We start from the raw sequence: 18,515 nt of genomic DNA on the forward strand, positions 1-18,515 counted from the left end.
TTTCTCCTTTTTTATAGTTGCTTCAGTTTTTTATAGTTGCTTCAGTGATGCGTCATTACGGTCATTTTATTACTCAACAGAATTAACGCATTGTTCGATGATTATTTTTTAAGACTTAACGTACTGCTTTTTCTGTGGCTATTAGCTGGCGCACCTTGTGATGAATTTGTGGGTCGGCGCGGTGCTCTTTTTGTATTTGGAGCATGGCGAAACTCATCGGCATTGCGTCCTTGGAACGTTTTTGGCTTTTGATTTCTGCGTGCCGTCGAGGTTTGATTTTGCTCACGACTATCATACAGTTTTGCATCGGTAGCTTTGCGAATACGCTTACCCGTCACATCAAGCTTGGACGCGCCTTCCGTACCGCAAGAACTCTCACACATTGCTAATATTTCAGCGACTTCCTCGTCGCTTAAATAACGCCATTCACCATTAGGGATGCCGTCTAGGCTGATATTCATAATACGAACTCGGCGTAGTTTAAACACTTCGTAACCTAAGGCCTCACACATACGACGAATTTGACGGTTTAACCCTTGTGTTAACACAATTCTAAAGGAGAACTTCGTTTCTTGGGTTACTTTGCAAGGCAGTGTCACCGTATCAAGAATTTCCACACCAGAGGCCATCTTATGTAGAAATTCGTCGGTGATGGGTCTATCTACTCGGACGACGTACTCTTTTTCATGGTTATTACCAGCACGTAATATCTTATTGACTATGTCACCATCGTTAGTCAGAAAGATCAGTCCATCTGATGGTTTATCTAATCGACCTATCGGGAAAATACGTTTGTGGTGGCCAATAAAATCAACAATGTTACCTGGAATATCGCGCTCTGTTGTGCAGGTGATTCCAGTCGGTTTGTTAAGGGCAATGTATATCGGTTTTTCTTTTGATTTTAATGGATTACCATCAATATACACCTCATCGTTTGGCGTGACTTTAGTGCCCATTTCCGGCAATAGTCCATTGATGGTTACTCGGCCTTGTTCAATTAACTTATCGGCCTCTCGACGAGAACAGAAACCAGTTTCACTGATGTATTTGTTTAAACGGATGGTGGCTTGTTGTGACATAGGTTGCTCTTACGTTTCCCAACGGCGGTGAATAAAAAGAAAGCAACACTCTGAGTGTTGCCTATTAACGTTGCGATATTTTAGCAGTTAATATTAATTAACCAAGGCGTTTTTAATGACACTCATGGTTTCCAGCCTTTCCCCATCACTTTTCCTCAACAAGATATAGACGGCATTGACGTCTTTATTTATGCGAAGAGGGAATGCTTTTATTTGTATGAGAAAATGGAAACTATTTTGAGACAGGTGTTCTTATTGAACCGATCTTGAGTAGCCGAATGATGCCATTCATCAAGAAGATAGAGTTATTAACGCGATAAAAAACCGGAGCAGACAGATAATCCACCCCGGTGCATAGCGTCACACTATTTTTCAATAGGTGCTAAGCGATCTAGTGAGGAGATTTGTCATTCATCACTTTATAAATGAAGAAACCGCCATAAAACAGCATAAGACCAAAAGCACCAAAGATTACTATCATTGAAGACAGTCCCACAGCATTACCAAATAGGAGATCAAGCCAAAAGTCCATGTTTCCTCCAAAGTTTCGAAGACACAGCCAAGTTAAAGTTTGCTCTGTTTGTTGACACTGATCTGGATCAATTATGTTGCATAGGTTAACTTGATGTTTCTATTGGTGTGTAATTAGTCACGTTTTTATGTGTATTTGATGGTGATTTAGCCAATGAGTTTGTTATTTGATGGAAATAAGATTAAAGGCTTGCGTCTTAGTTTTAGATGAGTAATATACGCATCCGTTCTAGGCAAAAAGCTCGGAACTGCTCGCTAAGTGCAGAGCAAAAATTTCGGTGAATAGCGCAGCTTGGTAGCGCATCTGGTTTGGGACCAGAGGGTCGGGGGTTCGAATCCCTCTTCACCGACCATATTTAAAAGCCTCGCAGTAATGCGGGGCTTTGTTACATTTGGAAGCGGTAAGTTTTTTCGTTACCAAAGAGAAAGGGGTTCGCCTCTTTCATTATCTGGCTCTTCACCGACCACATTAAAAGCCTCGCAGTAATGCGAGGCTTTGTTGCATTTGGAAGCGGTAAGTTTTCGTTACCAAATAGAAAGGGGTTCGCCTCTTTCACTATCTGGCTCTTCACCGACCACATTAAAGGCCTCGCAGTAATGCGGGGCTTTGTTGCATTTGGGAGCGGTAAGTTTTTTCGTTACCAAAGAGAAAAGGGTTCGCCTCTTTCACTATCTGGCTCTTCACCGACCACATTAAAGGCCTCGCAGTAATGTGAGGCTTTGTTACATCTGGATGTGATCATTTTCATTACCAAAGAGAAAGGGTTTTCCTCCTTCACTATCAGGCTCTTTCACTGTCCACCCTTCTCCGAGCAAATTCAACTATTGAAAATAGCAGTCAATATTCCACGATAATAAATAGCATTAGGATGTGTAAAAAACGTCACTTTAGCGCATTTTGACGTTTGATGAGTCATTACAATTTATGACCTATATCACGATTTAACCTGCCAAATCCCTTTAATGAACTTCTCGCCTTGTAGTGAGTAGTGATCTCTATTCATAAATTCATTTTTGTTATGCATTTTTATGTGATCTTTCTCAAGTTAAACTCGTCAAATAATAAATTACGGTTTTGACGTCAAGTTTAATCTATTGATTTTAAATGGTTTTGTTTTGATTGTATTTTAGAGGATTTGAACTGGATCACTTCGTGTAGCTAATTATTTTACGCTTAGAAATAACTCCTTGTATGGTGAATGCCTTAGGTCACAAGCCTTTATGCTTGTTGCTGTTTTGAGTCCTTTTAACAGGATATTGGGTTTTTATTTTAAAGGTAAGGTGAGTCAAATGTTGAAACCTAGTTTGATTGCTGTTTCGGTTATCGCCACATTATCAGGTTGCTCTTTGTTGCAATCACCAGAGCAGAAAGTAGTCGATGCGCTGGCGGAAAATTTGGATATTCATTACACCGTATTAACGAATCACGGGGCAGATGAAGGATTGGCATGTCAGGCTCTCGAAGCAGAATGGGCATCGTGTAATAAAGTGAACATGACCTTGGTTAACCAAGGTGAAGCTGTGAATTCAAAGCAGTGGGCTATCTATTTCCACAGCATTCGACTGATTCTGGATGTTGAAAATGATCAATTCAAAATTACCCGTTTAACGGGTGATTTACACAAATTTGAACCTACTGATAAATTTGATGGTTTTGCTGCGGGCGAAGAGGTTGTTTTGCCTCTGGTCGCTGAGTATTGGCAGTTGTTTGAAACGGACTTTATGCCGCGTGCATTCGTTGCGGCGCCCAATACAGAGCCTAAACTTATTGTATCTCTTAACACAGAGGATACGTCGTCATTTGTGCGTGGGCTTGAGGGCGACAATATAAAACGCACTACCAGCGATAATAATGTGTTTGCCACGGCCATCAGCCGATTTGAGAGAAATAGCGATGTATCACTGCAAGATGTATCAACGGCTCTGTTACCAACGCCTCTAAAAACAACGCTTGGTCAAGGTGTTGTTGACATTACTCGTGGCCTTAAGCTTGATGTGAAGGACTTTGCGACGGATCAGTTTTCAGCATTGCAGGCGCGTGCTAAAACGATTGGGCTGAAGCTTGATGGAGAGTTGGCGGTTGGTGTTGCGATTACACCGAGCGAATTTTCTGACCAGATGGCGACATCGGGTGCTTATGAGTTGGAGATTGCACCGAATGCTATCTCTATTCGTGCATTTGATGAGGCGGGAGCTTTCTACGCCGTTCAATCTATTTTGGGTTTAGTGGATAGCCAGAATGTCACAGCGCTGCCAGCGATCCGCATCGAAGATGCTCCACGTTTTGATTACCGTGGTGTGATGGTGGATGTCGCACGTAACTTCCATTCTAAGCAAGCGATTTTGGCCACGTTAGATCAAATGGCGGCTTATAAGATGAATAAATTACATCTTCATTTGACCGATGATGAAGGTTGGCGTTTAGAAATTCCGGGCTTACCTGAATTGACCGATATTGGTGGACAGCGCTGCTTTGATTTAGATGAGAAAAACTGCTTGCTGCCACAGCTTGGCTCCGGTCCAAATTCTGATAACTTTGGCTCTGGTTATTTTAGTCGAGCTGATTACATTGAAATCCTCAAGCACGCTAAAGCGCGCAATATTGAAGTGATTCCTGAAATTGATATGCCAGCCCATGCTCGCTCTGCGGTTGTTTCAATGGAGGCTCGTTTTGATCGTTTGGCCCAAGAGGGGAAAACCGAACAGGCTAGCCAGTATCGCTTGATGGATCCTCAAGACAGTTCCAATGTTACGACGGTTCAGTTTTATGATAAGCAGAGTTTTATTAACCCTTGTTTAGACTCGTCTAAACGTTTTGTGGACAAGGTGATCACTGAAGTGGCCTTGATGCACAGTGAGGCGGGCATGCCTTTATCGACTTGGCATTTTGGTGGCGATGAGGCGAAAAACATCAAATTAGGTGCGGGTTTCCAAGATATTAATGCGACGGAAAAAGTCAGTTGGAAAGGTAACTTAGATCTTTCACAACAAGATAAACCATTTGCGAAATCGCCACAGTGCCAAGCATTAGTCAGCCACCAAGGAGTAGTAAGTGACTTTGCTCATTTACCGAGTTATTTTGCTGAGCAAGTGTCGGAAATTGTCGCCGATAAAGGGATTGAGAATTTCCAAGCATGGCAAGATGGCTTGAAATACAGCGAGGGAGAATCCTCTTTTGCCACGCGCAATACACGTGTGAACTTTTGGGATGTCCTCTATTGGGGCGGTACAAGCTCTGTTTATGAATGGGCAAAACAAGGTTACGACGTAATTGTTTCTAACCCTGATTATGTCTACATGGATATGCCTTATGAGGCGGATCCTAAAGAGCGCGGTTATTACTGGGCCACCCGTGCGACCGATACGCGCAAAATGTTTGGTTTTGCACCGGAAAATATGCCGCAAAACGCTGAAACTTCATTAGATCGTGATGGTAATGGTTTTGTCGGTAAAGGAGAGGTGACGTCGAAACCATTCTACGGCTTGTCAGCTCAATTGTGGTCAGAAACGGTTCGTAATGATGAGCAGTATGAATATATGGTTTTCCCTCGAGTGTTGGCTGCCGCTGAACGTGCTTGGCATAAAGCGGAGTGGGAAAACGACTATAAAGTAGGGGTTGAATATTCTCAGCAAACGAACTTAGTCAATAAGTCTGCACTGAATCAAGATTGGACTCGTTTTGCTAACATTGTTGGGCAACGTGAGCTGGCGAAACTGGAAAAAGCTGGCATTGATTATCGCCTGCCAATTCCTGGAGCTAAGATTGAAGCGGGTAAATTGTCGATGAATTCGTCATTCCCAGGCGTTGAGCTGCAATACTCATTAGATGGTCAACAATGGCTTCCTTACTCGAGCATCGAACAACCGAAGGTGTCCGGTGAGGTCTGGATCCGTTCTATCTCTGCTTCAGGCGAGCGAGTCAGCCGAGTAACTAGCGTTAAATAACTGTAGCCATATCAAGGCACCCCAATGAAAGCCTCCGCATCTGTCGGAGGCTTTATTACATAAAATCAATTACCTTCGTGGTGAGCAAACTCAAACACCTGACCTTGCTCGTTAAAAGCAAAAACCGAATAGGCTTCTTTCTTATCACCAGATTCCATACCTGGAGAACCGATTGGCATGCCGGGCACGGCTAACCCTTTGGCATTTTTCGGTGGATTAGCGAGAAAGGCTTGAATGTCTGTGGCTGGAATGTGACCTTCGAAAACATAGCCGTCGATAACGGCTGTATGGCAAGAGGCGAGCTTGGGTGTAATGCCCAATTGTTGTTTTATCGCCGTCATATCTCCTTGCAATTGCTCGTTAACCTTAAATCCTGCTTGTTGCATGTGAGTGGACCACTCAGTACAGCAGCCACAATAAGGGGATTTGTAATTGGTCACCTCGGTCACCGTGGCGAATGCGGAGTAGCTCATAAGAGACAAGGTGCTAAGCATAGCGGCTGTGATCATTTTCATTTTTATCTAACCTCTAAGAGTGAAAAGGGGATTTAAATAGACGCAAGCGGTTAGCGTTGCTCACGACTGTGATTGAGGACAAAGCCATTGCCGCTCCTGCAACTACAGGGCTGAGTAAAAAGCCAAAAGCGGGATAAAGCACACCAGCGGCAATGGGAATTCCGAAGGTGTTATAAATAAACGCGCCCAATAGGTTCTGCTTCATGTTTTTTACTGTCGCTTTAGAAAGAGCGATAGCATTGACTACGGCAAGCGGTGAGGAGTTGAGCAATGTCATTTGCGCACTCTCTATTGCGACATCACTGCCACTGCCCATTGCGATACCAATATCGGCTTGCGCAAGGGCTGGCGCATCATTAATACCATCACCGACCATGGCGACGATTTGGCCTTTCTCTTGTAACTGCACGATTTTTTGTGCTTTTTGATCCGGAAGTACTTGAGCAATCACTTGCTGTATGCCTAGCTGTTTGGCTATTGCAGTGGCCACGCTTTGGTTATCTCCGGTTAGCATCACGGTACGAATGTTCATTTTGTTCAGTGTGCTGATAGCTTGTGCAGCGTTAGGTTTGATTGGATCAGCAATTGCGATGAGACCTTTGAGTTCACCGTTAATGGCAACCGCGACCGGTGTCCAAGCTTGTTCTGCGTAGTGTTCAATGGTCGTTTGTGCTTGAGTAAGAGGAACGTCCAGTGACTCAAGGTGCGATAAAGAGGCAACGACGACGGAATCACCGCCAATATTTGCCATTAGCCCTTTGCCTCTTAGGTTGGTAAATTGCTCGACTTCGGCGCTGGTTGATACCAGCGGTTGCGCATAATGGCAGATAGCCTTGCCAAGAGGATGTTCAGAGCGCAGTTCCAAAGCGTAAACAAGGGTTAACAATTTGCTATCTTCAATTCCCCACGTGACTAAGTTCTGAACGGTTGGCTTGCCTTGAGTGAGCGTACCTGTCTTATCAAATACTACAGTGGTGATTTTGCTTGCCGATTGCAATACATTGGCATCTCTGATCAAAATACCCATTTCAGCGGCTTTACCAACTCCTACTGTAACCGAGAGTGGAGTAGCTAGACCCAAGGCACAAGGGCAGGCAATGATCAATACTGTTGTCGCAACCACTAGCATATAACTGGCCTTAGGTTCAGGGCCTACAAAGTACCAAATCAGAGCGGAAAACAGGGCAATTATAACCACAGTCGGTACAAAAATAGCGGATATCTGGTCTGCCAGTTTGGCGATGGCTGGTTTGCTGCTTTGCGCCTGACGAACCATTTGGATGATGCGCGAGAGCATGGTTTGCGCCCCTACGCCGGTGGCTTCGATGACTAAGCTGCCATCATGATTGATGGTGCCTGCCGCAATGGCATCGCCTGCCACTTTTAGGACGGGGGTCGGCTCGCCAGTGAGCATGGACTCATCAACATAAGATTCACCGCTGAGGACTTTGCCGTCTATCGGCACTTTTTCTCCCGGTTTTATGCGCAGTTGCATACCAAGTTGTACTAATTCAACCGCAATCTGTTGATCGCCTTGCGCTGTGATGCGTGTTGCTTGTTGTGGCTGCAATTTAATTAAGGCTTGCAAGGATTGAGTTGTCTTCGCTTTGGCTTTCGCCTCAATGTAGTGGCCCAGTGAAATCAAACCGATAATCATCGCGCTGGCTTCAAAATAAACATGACGCGAGGCGACGGGAAACCAAGTTGGGTAAATCACTACCAACATTGAATAGGCCCAAGCCGCTCCTGTTCCTAGGGCAACTAAGCTATCCATGGTGGCACGCTTATGGGTTAACGCAAGCCAAGCATGGCTAAAAAAGTGGCGGCCAGCGGTGGCTAATAGGGCTAAGCACACAATGCCGATAACGCCCCAGTATATTTGTTGCTGAGTGGTCACAATCATCATGCTGCCACCAAGAAGGCCCCAAAGCATTAACGGGATACCTATCATTAAACCTAGTAGTGCATTGGTTTTATGCTGCTTCTGTAAATCACGTGATTGCTGTTTTTGTTTTTCTTGTTGTTGGGCTGGGTCATCGACTCGCTCTGCACGGTAGCCTGCATGAGTAATGGCATTGAGCAATTGCCGTTCAAGGTCAGCGATATCTGCTTGCGAGAGCACTAAGGCGCTTTGTTCAGCTAAATTGATTTGCGCTTTTTGTACACCGTTAACGCTTAGAAGTGCTTTTTCCACCGAAGAGACACAGCTTGCGCAAGTCATTCCTTGGATCAGTAAGTGGGTACTAACCAAACCCGTTGTTGAGACTTCTGTCTCTTGTGCGAGTGGCTGTGTATCGCTAACCAAGGTTGTGGGTTGCGACGAGGGCAGAGGATCGCTGTTCGTGCTGAGCAAGGCTTGATAGCCTAAGGATTCGATAGCGGCGATGAGTTCACTTAAAGAGGCCGAGGTGCTCAGTTCGATGAATGTGGGTGACAGCTGGTGGATTTGTACCTCAAATTCTTGCTTGAGATGCTGCTCAAGTTTCTTCGCGCAACCCATGCATTTCAGCCCTGATAAAGGCAATTGAAAGCGTTTCATTAATAAATTCCCCGTAAACCAACTCAATAGCTAGAAGCATAAACCTTACCTTTAGGGCAAGGTCAAGTTCCACTAAAGGAAAGTTAAGCGAATTTTAAGCGTTATTCTTGAGCGCAGAAAAACGAAAGGCAATCGAGGATTGTAGATTTAGCCGTCAGTGGTAAAATGTCGCCACTTTTTATCCTGGTACTTGCAGTGGACATGTTCTCCGCTGTCTTTTTATCCCTAAGGAAATCAAATGACGGTTAAAACTCGTTTTGCTCCTAGCCCGACAGGCTATCTTCACGTTGGTGGTGCGCGTACTGCACTTTACTCTTGGCTTTATGCAAAAAGCCAAGGTGGTGAGTTTGTTTTGCGTATTGAAGACACCGACCTAGAGCGCTCGACGCAAGAAGCCGTAGACGCGATTCTTGAAGGTATGACTTGGCTAGGTTTGAATTGGGATGAAGGCCCATATTTCCAAACTAAACATTTTGATCGTTATAACGAAGTTGTCGATAAGCTGCTTGCTGAAGATAAAGCTTACAAATGTTACGCCTCTAAAGAGCTGTTAGATGAAGTTCGTGCCGAGCAAGAAGCGAACAAAGAGATGCCGCGCTACGATGCTGATCACCCAAAAATCAAAGCGGTTAACGACGCCGCAAAAGAAGGGGATCCGTGTGTTATCCGTTTCCGTAATCCTAAAGAAGGCAGCGTAATTTTTGACGACCAGATCCGCGGCCGTATCGAAATCTCCAACAGCCAGATGGATGATCTGATCATTCGCCGTACCGATGGCTCACCCACCTATAACTTCTGTGTGGTGGTGGATGACTGGGATATGGGGATTACTCATGTCGTTCGTGGCGAAGATCACATCAACAACACACCTCGTCAAATCAACATTTACGAAGCGTTAGGTGCTCCTGTACCTGTGTTTGCGCACTGCGCAATGATCTTAGGTGACGACGGCGCGAAGCTATCTAAACGTCATGGCGCTGTTTCTGTGATGCAGTATCGCGATGAAGGTTATCTGCCTGAAGCACTGAATAACTATTTAGTTCGTCTAGGTTGGTCTCATGGCGACCAAGAAATTTTCTCGCGTGAAGAGATGATTCAGTTCTTCAGTTTAAATGCTATTAGCAAATCGGCATCTGCATTTAATACTGATAAGTTGTTGTGGCTGAACAATCACTACATCAAAACATCAGAGCCTGAATATGTTGCAAAACACCTTGAATGGCACTTTGAGCAACAAGGCATCAATAAAGACAACGGCCCAGCATTAGCTGAGATCGTTAAACTGGTTGGTGAACGCTGTAATACCTTGGTTGAACTTGCTGCTCAATCTCGTTACTTCTTTGAAGATTTTGCTGAGTTTGATGCTGATGCGGCGAAAAAACACTTGCGCGGTGTGGCGAAAGAGCCGCTAGCACTTGCTTTAAGCAAATTAGAAGCATTGAGTGACTGGACAACGGAAAACCTGCACGCTGTCATCGCTCAAGTGTGTGAAGAGCTTGAAATCGGTATGGGTAAAATAGGCATGCCGCTGCGCGTTGCTGTCACTGGCGGTGGTCAATCGCCATCGGTTGATGCTGTTATGCAACTGATCGGCAAAGAGCGTGTCATTGCTCGTATCAATATGGCATTGGCCTTTATTGTTGAGCGTGAAGCGAACGCTCAATAAGTCAATCATACGAACAACGCTTTGAACCGCAGCTTATGCTGCGGTTTTTCTTTATATCGGCTTTGTTAAATCCTTTGGTGTAGAGCACTGACAATATTTCACAAAACGATGACAGAGAATAAACTAATGCGCTATTTAAGCTTTCTTTACATACAGTATAGTGGTTCCGAGTTATGTAGGTATGTGTGTAGGCGAAAAGTAAACCGTTTTTTGGGTACCGCAACCGCATTATGATAACGATAAATAGGAAAGGAAAAAGTATGAAAAAGTTAGCAGCAGCAGTTTCAATGGCGCTTGTTTTTGCATCTTCTGCCGCAATGGCTGAAGTATACGTAGGTGCTAAAGTTGGTAAATCTTGGCTTGATGACGCTTGTCGTGCTGGAGATGTGTGTGAAGATGAATCTTCTACCGTCGGTGCTTACCTTGGTTACCAAGCGTTTAATTGGCTTTCATTAGAGGCCGGTTACGATTACTTGGGCAAATTTAGTGGTGCGGGGCTGAATGATGAAAAAGTAACGGCCATTACACTCGCACCGAAAGTCAGCCTTCCTTTGACTGATGCCATTGCCTTATATGCTAAAGTCGGCGGTGCTTATGTTGATTATGGCAATAAAGATGATTACTCATATTTAGGTGCCGCTGGTATTGAGTTCAACACCGATAATAACGTCACTTTACGCTTGGAATATCAAAGCCTCACCGATATTAATAACGATCTTGTCCGAGCGGCAGGTAACTCGGCGACCTTAGGTGTTTCGTATAAATTTGGTGGAAGTAAAGCAGAACCTGCGCAAGTCATCGTGCAAGAGGTGTTTGTTGAAGAAGTTGTACAGCCAGTGGTTGAGCCAGTCGTTATTCCCCAAGAACCTGAAACGGTTGTTAAGCATGTGCCATTTCAACGTTTGGACAGCAGTAGCTTTGCCCATAACAGTACTAAGCTAACAGCAGAGAGTACTAACCAGCTCGATAAACTAGTGAAATATTTGCAAGCTTACCCACAAGCCGATGCTGAAATTATTGGTCATACTGACTCAACTGGCGCTGCGGCTTACAACCAGAAACTATCAGAAAAACGCGCACAAGTTGTTGCTGATGTTGTGATTGCTAAAGGTGTGGATGCGAACCGTCTTACCGTAAAAGGTGAAGGGGAAAATAGCCCAATCGCATCGAATGATACAGTCGAAGGTCGAAAGCAAAACCGTCGTGTTGATATCGTTATTCCAAGCTTTGATTATGAAGTGAAATAATAACGCTTAAGTATTAGAAAATAGAGAAAGCCCGTGAAAAACGCGGGCTTTCTTCTTGTAAAACAATGGATTTGAGCCTCTAACTGCTCCGGTATCACGCCACGTTATTTCAAATCAATGCTATTCAATCGGCCCATGTAGACAAGAATATCCAAGTCTTCTTTATAAGCCTCTAATAGCGCCTTTTTCGTTTTGGTATAAGCGGCAAGCTTGCCATGCTTGTTGATCGAACAAACGACGCTTTGAAATATACAGTTACCTTTTTCATCATAGTGTCTCCAAGCCGCGATATAACAAGGATCCCGAGCTTCCGGGTTATCGAGCGTTGGTCTGGGTTTGTATATGATTTTAGGTTCTAAACTGTGTGGTAGACGAGTCATCAAATAGGGATCTTTGAGCAGACGACGCCAATGTTTGCCCCACATCTCTGAACCTAATTCATTACGCAGCTTTATCGCCTTTTTAAGCCCTTTTTTCTCACCAATACGGATATAGCCGACAGAACGGTGCAGCACCGTATCATCCGGCGTATGGATATGAATTTTATAGGCGGTCTTTGCTTTAGAGATAAAGCGGTGACCAGTATTCGTGATTAGATTGCTCTTTTTCATGATCTTATCTATCGATAAATCTGTTAATACTAATTCTAGATTATTTGACATAGAACTTACAGTAATCACTGTATATGAATAGTAGTGGCTCAAATCAATATTAGGTCAATTTTTCGTCAGAAAAAAAAGCCTCAATACCGGTTGGGTGTTGAGGCTTTATCAAAATGGCGCTCCCGACAGGAGTCGAACCTGTGGCCTGCCCCTTAGGAGGGGGCCGCTCTATCCTACTGAGCTACGGGAGCAAGGTGGGCTAGTTTACTCAATAATTTTGTGAAGTTAACTAGTTAAAACGAAAATTAAAGCTGTTTGTGCATAACATCGCCAATTTGTATGCTAGAGGCGAGATTTTCTTGATCAACACTCAGCTCTGCTTCGTTTTCATAGACGCGAGTAACCGTAAGGGTAATATCACTTTGAGTCACTTTATTTCGTGGTAGCCCTTTCTGATCAATGAATGAACCTGTATGCCACAACTGCAATTGGTCACCGGTTTTAACGCCATGCACACGTCCTAAATCTATCGTGATGGTATTACCATATTTAGCCACAACCTCGGGGAGAGTTATTTTACATGAAAGCTCCGATTCAAGATCGAGCATGATATTTCGGCTGACGCGCAGCATCATGCTGCCAAAGGTTGAAGCCCAAAAACGAGCACTGCGCGTATCTATCTGACTGGTTTTGGCGAAGGGCCATTTAGCGACTTCTCTATAATGTCTAGTCATGACTTCTTGGCCTGTTTTGCCATCAAACACTTGGATTTGCATAGCAAATTGACGGTTAATCACATCATCGGCGAGTAATTTTTGCTCTATCGTGGCAGTTAAATCGGTGATGGTTCCCCCCAAAATGTACTGTGCCCCCGTGTCCTCTGCAATCATGGTTAAGCGTTCTGGGTGCTGTTTTTCAATTGCATAATCTGTGGTGCCAACCGACACAAAACTGCGAGATTCTTGATCGAGTTGGCGGTTGAGTACCTGTGCAAAATCATCTCCCACACTGTAAATTTGCCCCATAACCGCCTGTTGTGGCGATGCAAGATCAATGTTACCCACTAAAAACGTTTTCTTATATTGGCTAACGTGGCAACCTGTTGCCGAAGGATAAATATCAATTCGAGCTTTAACATACATCACTCCCCGACGTGTTTTATTCTCTTCGACTAACACATAGCGTACTTCATGGTTAGTAAACTGGTACTCTTTACGGTCTGATTCCAGCAGTGGTCGCAAGTTACTGATACTACCGATGTCTGCCCCGGCAAAGTTTACCGCCTTATAGATGGCATCTTCCAATGCATTGAGGCGAGCGACTTCCTCTGAGGAAACAATGGCTGACGATCCGGTCACTTCATACCAAGCAGCATTAACGGCCTGAGAAAAGGTAATGGTGCAACATATTGAAAATAAAACAGAAATAATTTTTTTCATTGTTATTTACCAGTTGGGTATAAATTTTGCTTTTAAAATCTTAGCTGATGTAGGCAGTGCGTTTTGAAAGTGTAACAAGTTTTGAAAAGCAAAGAGTGTTCCAAGTTTTTTAATCTGAAGTTTGGAATCAAGATTGCCTCAGTATATCTGGAGATAAGAGAATGAAAAAATGGCTTTCGATAGTGCCAGCAGTTTTGTTAACTGCTTGTGCCTACGCCCCGATTTATAACGGTAAAGAGCCATACAATGGTTCACAGTTTATGCTAATGGAGAGCCCACGTCACACGTTGGACTTCTTTGTTGAAAGCATGACAGAAGATTTGATGGTGTCCAATACTAGTGTTTCTGCTCGCACTCCTATTGCTGTAACATCGTTTGTGGACCTGCAAAGTATGGACGCGACTAACTGGTTGGGTAACTCGGTTTCTGAAGGATTTATCCATCAGTTTCAGCGTCGAGGATTTAAGGTGGTTGATTTCAAAACCACAGGCTCGATTCAGGTAACGCAGCAAGGTGATTTTGCTTTCAGTCGTGACTGGAAAGACCTCGCTCAAGAGCAAGAAATCCAATATATACTGACAGGGACAATGCTTCGTCAAGAAGGCGGTGTATTAGTCAATGCCCGTGTTGTGGGAATGCAGTCTCGTGTTGTGGTTGCTACCGCACAAGGCTTTTTACCTGCTGATCGTATTGGTCGTGATCTTGATACGCTTAACAGTATCCGTACACAAGATGGTGTGTTAATTCGCTCTGACCCTACGATTAAGCAGCCGTATACGGTTATCTTGCGTCCATAGGAGAGACCAATGAAAAAATGGCTATTACTTCTAGTGACTATCATGATGGTGGGTTGCCAGCCATTGCAAACCATGCGCGCTGATGAATGGTTGACGGCGGTAGGTTATGCCAATATCAGTGAGCAAACTGGGCGTAGTGTGGATGAAAAGCAAGTCCGTGCAATGCGTGCCTCTAAAATCGATGCTTATCGCGAACTGGCAGAGCAAGTCTATGGAATGCGAGTGAGTGGTCGTGCTGAATTACAAGATCAGCGATTGGGCACAGAGCTGACGTCGGGAGCGGTTGATGGTGTTATCCGCGGAGCAGAAGTGGTCCGCAGTTATAAGGTGGGTGACAGTTATGTCACTGAGTTACGTCTCGATATCCGTAAGATGGATAAACTGCGTGACTACGGCGAAGTTCAGCAAGTACCAGAAAAACGTCAACAAACACTCTTCTAAATCTTCCTTCTCTCCAGATCGAAAAAGCGGCAAAGTTTGCCGCTTTTCTGTTTAATTCGTTTCAGCTTAAAAGTTTAGTAGCTCAGCTGCATGTTGATTACGCTTTAATATTGGTCCCTAAAGTGGACACAGTGTGGGTTTGCCCACCAGCGTTATACGTCATGCCAATTTTTCCGTGGCTTTGCTGCATCAAATTATTGAGTTTATTAAAACTGAGTTGTGCACGTTGTAGCGCTTCACCATTAACAAGGTTTGCTTGCTGGCAATCGTGAACAATGGAACGAATCTGATCAACGATTTGCGACAGGAGTACATCTTCAGCCAGGCTCACGACATGGGGATGTTTCGCAATTCGGAGGTCAGTTTGTTGAAGTTGTCCAACTAAGGTCATCTTTTGTTTGGCAATAGCTTCGATTTCACTTGATGAACGGCTCGTAATGGCTAACTTTTCTTGTTCAAGTAGCGAAGAGAGTTCTAGTGCATTTTTCAATTGGAAATCGACTAAGTCTTTTAATACAGCCATTGTATGTTGCCTTAATTAGTCAAAAGTAGGGCTAGTTAAAACCACCCAACTCTTTTTCAAATTTAATCATATTATCAGCCAACTTTTCTGGGTCGACTCTATATGAGCCATTGGCTATCGCATCTTTAATTGCAGCGACTTTGGCACTATCAAAACTTGGCTGAGATACCATTTGGTTGTGCATTTCACCAATGGCCTTACCTTGGGTACTAAGTGATACCGCATCTTGATTTTGAGGTGAACGAGTGACCGAGCCGGATGTCGATGGAGATGCATTCGATTCAGTACGAGCATTACTACGATTTGTCGTCGTTAATGTTTGCCCCGAACGTATGTTATCAATACCTGCCATATGTGAGCCTTATTAATAATAATGGAAACCTGTACAGTCAATATCGACGGTGCTTGTGATTACTTTAGCTTTTTTTTCTGTTTCACTTTCTTAACAACGTAAACACATTTAGAAGTGTAATGAAAGCGTTAAAATTGAACCGTGACTTCGCCAATACCGGTTACTTGTGCATCTATTATACGGTTTGATTTATCATTTTTCACTTTTATCTGCTCACCAAAAATACCATCACTTAAAGCGGTTCCTTTGGTTGTGATGATCATTCCCTGCTTGACTGCTTGAATCATAACGTTTTCATTACGACATACGACGCATATATCATCTTGCTCAACTACATCGCCAATACGCATGTTTTTTTTCACTTTAGCTCCGACGATACGATTTATATCGGAAAAACCTTGTCGTCTAAAGCGGTGTAAGTCTACCATTGTAATCAAGACATCTTGCTGCGTAATTTGCTGTCCACGAGAAATGGGTACGGCAACGGTGACAAGTGGCAGTGAAATGGTCAGTCTTACAGGAACATAAATTTTCCAGTTATCTTCAATGCATTCAACCAGAACTGTGATATTACTTGCAGAACCATTACTGGATGAGGAAGAGGTCGATAACGGTGTGGGGCAGTCGGTGGCATAAATTCGGTCATCAACATTTGCCGCTTTTACGTTTAACTCCCCGCTGGGAGGCCACTCAATAGTTTCTAAAACATGTTGTTCCGCAGCTTGTTGAATGGCTTCAACTTGCGGCAAAGTGGCAGAATGAAGAGAAAAATTAAAGAAAAACAATAAAAAGCCGATAGAGAGATAAAAATTTCTATAGAAAGCTCTACACTTAGTTATGGAAAGTAGATGTAAACATATTTTTGTATGCATCATTCTGTTTCTCTGGTTTCTTCATAGCCTGTAGTAGACTACCACTTTTTTGCATAAAAGTTTGAGATGGAGATGAGCTTATGACGGGTATTCTTGATTCTGTGAATCAGCGTACGCAACTCGTTGGTCAAAACCGATTAGAACTCTTAACGTTTCGTCTAATGGGACGGCAACGTTATGGTATCAACGTATTTAAAGTTAAAGAGGTGCTCCAGTGCCCTAAGTTAACTTTGATGCCCAATTTACATCGCCTAGTCAAAGGTGTTGCTCATATTCGTGGTCAAACCGTTTCTGTCATTGATTTGAGTTTGGCCGTGGGTGGACGTCCCACCGCGGACCTTGATAAGTGTTTTGTGGTCATTGCTGAATTCAACCGATCTATCCAAGCTTTCTTGGTCAGCTCGGTGGATCGAATTGTAAACATGCACTGGGAAGCCATTCTTCCTCCACCAGATGGCTCAGGCAAAGATAACTACTTAACCGCAGTCACCAATATTGATAACGAATTGGTAGAAATTCTCGATGTAGAGAAAATTTTGGCAGAGATTTCTCCGGTTAATGAGACAATGGATTCATCGATTGGTGAATCGATCGCCCAAGTAGAAACAGAAAAAGAGATCATCCGTCGAATTTTAATTGCCGATGACTCAACCGTTGCGCGTAAACAGGTTCAAAGAGCAGTAGAATCGATAGGTTTTGAAGTCGTTGCTGTTAAAGATGGTAAAGAGGCGTATGAAAAATTGATCGAGATGGCAGCAGAAGGGCCAATTTACAATCAAATATCTTTAGTGATCTCTGATATTGAAATGCCTGAAATGGACGGCTATACATTAACAGCAGAGATACGTAGAAATTCAGATTTGAAAGATCTATACGTTATTCTTCACTCTTCACTGAGCGGCGTTTTTAACCAAGCCATGGTTGAGCGAGTGGGTGCAAACTCATTCATTGCTAAATTCAACCCTGATGAGCTTGGGAATGCGGTGAAAGCTGCACTAGTTAACTAAAGAGAAATTAATGACTGCTATAACTATAAGCGATCAAGAATATCGCGATTTCAGCCGTTTTTTGGAATCTCAGTGCGGGATTGTACTTGGAGATAGCAAACAGTACTTAGTGAGAAGTCGCTTAAGCCCACTGGTTGCTAAATTCAAGTTAACCTCTCTTTCTGACTTGTTACGTGATGTGGTTACGGGGCGAAACCGTGAGCTACGAGTTGCAGCGGTCGATGCCATGACCACCAACGAAACACTGTGGTTCCGTGATGCTTACCCATTCACTGTTTTAGCGGAACGTCTATTACCCGAGGTCGCTGCAAATAAACGCCCTATAAAAATTTGGTCAGCGGCAAGCTCTTCAGGTCAAGAGCCTTACTCAATGGCGATGACGGTGCTCGAAACTCAACAGCGCAAGCCGGGTATGTTGCCGAGCGTAGCCATCACCGCGACGGATATTTCTGCCAGCATGCTGGATATGTGTAAAGCGGGGATTTATGACAATTTAGCACTTGGCAGAGGGTTATCACCGGAGCGTCGTAAAATCTTTTTTGAGGATGCTGGTGATGGCCGAATGAAAATCAAAGATAACGTTAAGCGTTTAGTTAACTTCCGTCCTCAGAACTTAATGGAGAGCTATGCCTTATTGGGTAAATTCGATATTATTTTCTGTCGTAACGTTTTGATTTATTTCTCACCTGATATGAAGTCGAAAGTATTAAATCAAATGGCTAGTAGCTTAAACCCCGGTGGCTACTTATTGCTCGGCGCATCGGAGTCACTGACAGGATTGACCGATAAGTTTGAAATGGTTCGTTGTAACCCTGGCATCATTTATAAACTCAAATAGCCACATTCTTACGTTGAGTTACTTGCCCAGCTTTTGCTGGGCTTTTTCTTTCCCCTAATTTCGTTTTGATTGGTGAGATTTACTGAAGTTGTGGGCGACAAGTGGATAAAGTGGCGTATATT

General features: G+C 43.7%; 16 protein-coding genes and 2 tRNA genes. 8 read left to right on the forward strand and 10 right to left on the reverse strand.

All coding sequences use genetic code 11. The features are described from left to right. Window positions 1-101 precede the first annotated feature (101 nt). Window positions 102-1,079 carry a 23S rRNA pseudouridine(2604) synthase RluF gene (gene rluF / locus NB504_RS13405; protein ID WP_258429076.1) on the reverse strand — a complete coding sequence of 326 codons (978 nt, stop codon included), beginning with the start codon at window positions 1,077-1,079 and terminating at the stop codon, window positions 102-104. Window positions 1,080-1,470: 391 nt separating this feature from the next. Then, a complete protein-coding gene (locus tag NB504_RS13410) occupies window positions 1,471-1,611 on the reverse strand; it encodes a DUF3149 domain-containing protein (protein WP_010319399.1) in 141 nt (46 codons plus the stop codon). A gap of 275 nt (window positions 1,612-1,886) precedes the next feature. Between NB504_RS13410 and NB504_RS13415 the strand changes: the two genes are divergently transcribed. Both NB504_RS13415 and NB504_RS13420 read left to right on the forward strand, forming a co-directional pair. After that, window positions 1,887-1,963, forward strand: a tRNA-Pro gene (locus tag NB504_RS13415). Window positions 1,964-2,900: 937 nt separating this feature from the next. Beyond that, window positions 2,901-5,555 (forward strand): beta-N-acetylhexosaminidase, encoded by a 2,655-nt coding sequence (locus tag NB504_RS13420; protein ID WP_258429078.1) that lies wholly within the window; start codon window positions 2,901-2,903, stop codon window positions 5,553-5,555. Between the two features lie 65 nt (window positions 5,556-5,620). Here the strand turns inward: NB504_RS13420 and NB504_RS13425 are convergent, their stop codons facing one another. Then, on the reverse strand, window positions 5,621-6,070 hold the full coding sequence (locus tag NB504_RS13425; protein WP_405054813.1) for a DUF411 domain-containing protein: 450 nt from the start codon (window positions 6,068-6,070) through the stop codon (window positions 5,621-5,623). Between the two features lie 13 nt (window positions 6,071-6,083). Continuing rightward, window positions 6,084-8,609 (reverse strand): heavy metal translocating P-type ATPase, encoded by a 2,526-nt coding sequence (locus NB504_RS13430; protein WP_258429079.1) that lies wholly within the window; start codon window positions 8,607-8,609, stop codon window positions 6,084-6,086. 238 nt (window positions 8,610-8,847) lie between these two features. On the opposite strand from NB504_RS13430, the gene gltX reads away from it, so the two are divergent. Next, the gene (gltX, locus tag NB504_RS13435) at window positions 8,848-10,275 is read left to right on the forward strand and encodes a glutamate--tRNA ligase (RefSeq protein ID WP_194662490.1); all 1,428 of its coding nucleotides are present in this window, start codon (window positions 8,848-8,850) and stop codon (window positions 10,273-10,275) included. Between the two features lie 260 nt (window positions 10,276-10,535). Then, entirely contained in the window at window positions 10,536-11,522 is a 987-nt protein-coding gene (locus NB504_RS13440; protein ID WP_258429081.1) for an OmpA family protein, read from the forward strand. Window positions 11,523-11,626: 104 nt separating this feature from the next. Here the strand turns inward: NB504_RS13440 and NB504_RS13445 are convergent, their stop codons facing one another. The 3 genes from NB504_RS13445 to NB504_RS13455 form a co-directional block, all read right to left on the reverse strand. After that, window positions 11,627-12,133 carry a Fe3+-citrate ABC transporter substrate-binding protein gene (locus NB504_RS13445; RefSeq protein ID WP_029189872.1) on the reverse strand — a complete coding sequence of 169 codons (507 nt, stop codon included), beginning with the start codon at window positions 12,131-12,133 and terminating at the stop codon, window positions 11,627-11,629. A 165-nt stretch (window positions 12,134-12,298) separates the two neighbouring features. Beyond that, window positions 12,299-12,375: transfer RNA gene (locus tag NB504_RS13450), tRNA-Arg, on the reverse strand. A gap of 54 nt (window positions 12,376-12,429) precedes the next feature. Further along, entirely contained in the window at window positions 12,430-13,563 is a 1,134-nt protein-coding gene (locus NB504_RS13455) for a flagellar assembly protein FlgT (protein WP_013856243.1), read from the reverse strand. A 161-nt stretch (window positions 13,564-13,724) separates the two neighbouring features. Between NB504_RS13455 and NB504_RS13460 the strand changes: the two genes are divergently transcribed. Both NB504_RS13460 and flgP read left to right on the forward strand, forming a co-directional pair. Continuing rightward, a complete protein-coding gene (locus NB504_RS13460; RefSeq protein WP_013856244.1) occupies window positions 13,725-14,360 on the forward strand; it encodes a FlgO family outer membrane protein in 636 nt (211 codons plus the stop codon). Between the two features lie 9 nt (window positions 14,361-14,369). Next, window positions 14,370-14,801: a flagellar assembly lipoprotein FlgP gene (flgP, locus tag NB504_RS13465; RefSeq protein ID WP_017043110.1), complete on the forward strand. Its 432-nt coding sequence runs from the start codon at window positions 14,370-14,372 to the stop codon at window positions 14,799-14,801. A gap of 97 nt (window positions 14,802-14,898) precedes the next feature. Here flgP and NB504_RS13470 read toward each other — a convergent pair whose 3' ends face one another. The 3 genes from NB504_RS13470 to flgA form a co-directional block, all read right to left on the reverse strand. Next, window positions 14,899-15,324, reverse strand: a complete 426-nt coding sequence (locus NB504_RS13470) for a flagella synthesis protein FlgN (RefSeq protein ID WP_013856246.1) — start codon at window positions 15,322-15,324, stop codon at window positions 14,899-14,901. Between the two features lie 31 nt (window positions 15,325-15,355). Then, window positions 15,356-15,676 (reverse strand): flagellar biosynthesis anti-sigma factor FlgM, encoded by a 321-nt coding sequence (gene flgM / locus NB504_RS13475; RefSeq protein ID WP_013856247.1) that lies wholly within the window; start codon window positions 15,674-15,676, stop codon window positions 15,356-15,358. A gap of 128 nt (window positions 15,677-15,804) precedes the next feature. Beyond that, on the reverse strand, window positions 15,805-16,551 hold the full coding sequence (flgA, locus tag NB504_RS13480; RefSeq protein WP_013856248.1) for a flagellar basal body P-ring formation chaperone FlgA: 747 nt from the start codon (window positions 16,549-16,551) through the stop codon (window positions 15,805-15,807). Between the two features lie 77 nt (window positions 16,552-16,628). Between flgA and NB504_RS13485 the strand changes: the two genes are divergently transcribed. Then, on the forward strand, window positions 16,629-17,555 hold the full coding sequence (locus tag NB504_RS13485; protein WP_013856249.1) for a chemotaxis protein CheV: 927 nt from the start codon (window positions 16,629-16,631) through the stop codon (window positions 17,553-17,555). Window positions 17,556-17,565: 10 nt separating this feature from the next. Further along, the gene (locus NB504_RS13490) at window positions 17,566-18,393 is read left to right on the forward strand and encodes a protein-glutamate O-methyltransferase (RefSeq protein WP_013856250.1); all 828 of its coding nucleotides are present in this window, start codon (window positions 17,566-17,568) and stop codon (window positions 18,391-18,393) included. Window positions 18,394-18,515: the final 122 nt, after the last annotated feature.

The sequence above is a fragment of the Vibrio sp. RM-69-4 genome (genome assembly GCF_024743775.1).
Taxonomy (GTDB): Bacteria; Pseudomonadota; Gammaproteobacteria; order Enterobacterales; family Vibrionaceae; genus Vibrio; species Vibrio anguillarum.